General features: G+C 72.9%; 3 protein-coding genes and 1 pseudogene. All 4 read right to left on the reverse strand.

Annotated elements, in window-relative coordinates; translation table 11 throughout:
* A pseudogene (locus tag BN11_RS24040) lies at positions 1–246 on the reverse strand (SIS domain-containing protein); the annotation flags it as partial.
* 3 nt (positions 247–249) lie between these two features.
* Positions 250–447, reverse strand: coding sequence for a Trm112 family protein (locus tag BN11_RS15650; RefSeq protein WP_048701680.1), 198 nt, complete (start codon positions 445–447; stop codon positions 250–252).
* A 4-nt stretch (positions 448–451) separates the two neighbouring features.
* The gene (locus tag BN11_RS15655) at positions 452–1,921 is read right to left on the reverse strand and encodes a phosphomannomutase/phosphoglucomutase (RefSeq protein WP_048699233.1); all 1,470 of its coding nucleotides are present in this window, start codon (positions 1,919–1,921) and stop codon (positions 452–454) included.
* 54 nt (positions 1,922–1,975) lie between these two features.
* Entirely contained in the window at positions 1,976–2,326 is a 351-nt protein-coding gene (locus BN11_RS15660; protein WP_048701682.1) for a DUF3499 domain-containing protein, read from the reverse strand.
* Positions 2,327–2,422 lie beyond the last annotated feature (96 nt).

A 2,422-nucleotide genomic window follows, 5' to 3' on the forward strand; every position in this document is an offset into this window, starting at 1 on the left:
CACTGGCGAATGCCGGGCGGCGAGGGCGCAGACGAGGTCGCCGACGAGGTTGTCGGCGCCCATCGCCGCGACCAGCACGGCCCGCGGGCGGTCATCGGGGTCGCGCTCGAGCAGGCCGGCCTCGCGCGTGGCCGTGACGGCCCGGCGAACCTGCGCACCCGCCGTCGCCAGGGCGCGCAGCATCCCGGAGCGGTCGGTCTCGGCCAGCGCCTCGGTGTCGTCGAGGCGCTCGATCTCGAAGGGCACCGGTCAGCCCCGGGGGCGGGCCTTGTCGATGAGCAGCACCGGTATGCCGTCCTCCACCGGATAGGCCAGGCCGCACTCCGCGGACTCGCACACCAGCTCGGGGGCGCCGTCGCGGGAGTCATCGCGCAGCGTGGTCAGGCATTTGGGGCACCGCAGCAACTCGCGCACCCAGGGCTCGATGGTGTCGGAAGGATTCGTCATGGCGTCATTCTCCTCGGTCGGCGGCGGGTGCGGCGCCACGGATCATGCCGAGCAGCGTGTCGCGCACCCGCTCCATGGTGGCGGGATCGGCGGCCTCGACGTTGAGCCGCAGCAGGGGTTCGGTGTTGGAGGAGCGCAGGTTGAACCACCACATCGGCTCGCTCTCGTCGGTCGGGTGCCACACGGTCAGCCCGTCGAGCCGGTCCATCCGCAGCCCGCGCTCCCCCGCCCACGCGGCAACGCGTTCGGTGATGCCCGCCGCATCGGCGACCGTCGAGTTGATCTCGCCCGAACTGGCATACGGCGCGTACTCGGCCACCAGCGCCGACAGCGGGCCCTCCTGTTCGCCGAGCGCGGCGAGCACGTGCATCGCGGCGAGCATGCCGGTGTCGGCGAACCAGAACTCGCGGAAGTAGTAGTGCGCGCTGTGCTCGCCGCCGAAGACGGCGTCGTGCTTGGCCATCTCGCCCTTGATGAAGGAGTGGCCGACACGGGTGCGCACCGGCTGGGCGCCGGCGCGGACGATGAACTCGGTCACCGCCCGGCTGGAGATGACGTTGTGGACGATCCGCACCTGATCCGCCGGTATGCCGCGGGCCGCCTCCTTCGCGATCTCGCGCATCGCGACGAGGGCGGTGATCGCACTAGCGGAGACCGGTTCGCCGCGCTCGTCGACGACGAAGCAGCGGTCGGCGTCGCCGTCGAAGGCGAGCCCGATATCGGCGCCGTGGTCGCGGACGGCGGCCTGGAGGTCGACGAGGTTCTTGGGGTCGAGCGGGTTGGCCTCGTGGTTGGGGAAGGTGCCGTCGAGCTCGAAGTAGAGCGGGACGATCTCGATGGGCAGGGCCGGGAGGCCGGCGGCCGTCTCGAGGACGGCGGGGACGGTATGCCCGCCCATCCCGTTGGCCGCGTCGACGACGACCGTGAGCGGCCGGACGGCGCTGAGGTCGACGAGGCCGCGCAGGAAGGCGGCGTACTCCCCGAGCAGGTCGCGCCGGGTGGGGCTGCCCGGCGCGCCGGTGTGCTGGGAGCCGCTGTCGAGGGCACCGGTGTCGAGGAGGACCTGGGCGTGCTCACGCACCCGCGTCAGGCCCGAGTCGCTGCCGACCGGTCGGGCGCCGGCGCGGCACAGCTTGATCCCGTTGTAGGCCGCCGGGTTGTGGCTGGCGGTGAACATGGCCCCGGGCAGGCCGAGAGCCCCGCTGGCGAAGTAGAGGCCGTCGGTGCTGCACAGTCCGATCAGCGTCGCGGCGACACCCTGCGATTGGACGCCGGCGGCGAAGGCCTCGCTCAGCTCCGGCGAGCTCGGTCGCATGTCGTGGCCGATGACGATCGACTCGGCACCCTCGGGCAGCGCGATCTCGGCGGCGAAGGCCGCACCGAGCGTCCGCGCCACCTCCGGGTGGAGTTGGTCGGGCACCAGGCCCCGCACGTCATACGCCTTGACGATGGCACTCAGGTCGCGTCGCTGCACAAGCCTCAGGCTACGTCAGCACCCGCCTACGCCCTGCGCCGGTGACTTCCACCCTCACTCAGGGGGCGCGGGGACGGCGCGGAGGCGGGCGCGGCCGCTGCCCAGGGGCGGGGCGGCCGGTCGGTCGGCGGGCTTGGGGCGCCGGCTCTCGCGCACCACATTGGCGAGCGCGACGAGATCGTCGTGGGTCTGCGGCGGGGCGGCGTCGATGGCCAGTCGCACGACGTCCCAGCCCCGGGGGGCGGTCAGGCTGCTGGCGTGCTCGAAGCACAGGTCGTAGGAGTGCGGTTCGGCGTAGGTCGCGAGCGGACCGAGGACGGCGACCTGGTCGGCATACACATAGGTGAGCGTCGCGGCGGAGGGGCGCACGCAGGCGGTGCGGGTGCATTGGCGGGCGACGGTCACCCCGGAAGCGTAGGACATCCGCGGACTCCCGCCTCGCGCGGCGCGCCGGATGGCCCTCGGCTCGCCGGATGGCCCTCGGTCGACGGCCATGTCGAC

This window comes from Nostocoides australiense Ben110, from assembly GCF_001050535.1.
Classification (GTDB): domain Bacteria; phylum Actinomycetota; class Actinomycetes; order Actinomycetales; family Dermatophilaceae; genus Nostocoides_A; species Nostocoides_A australiense.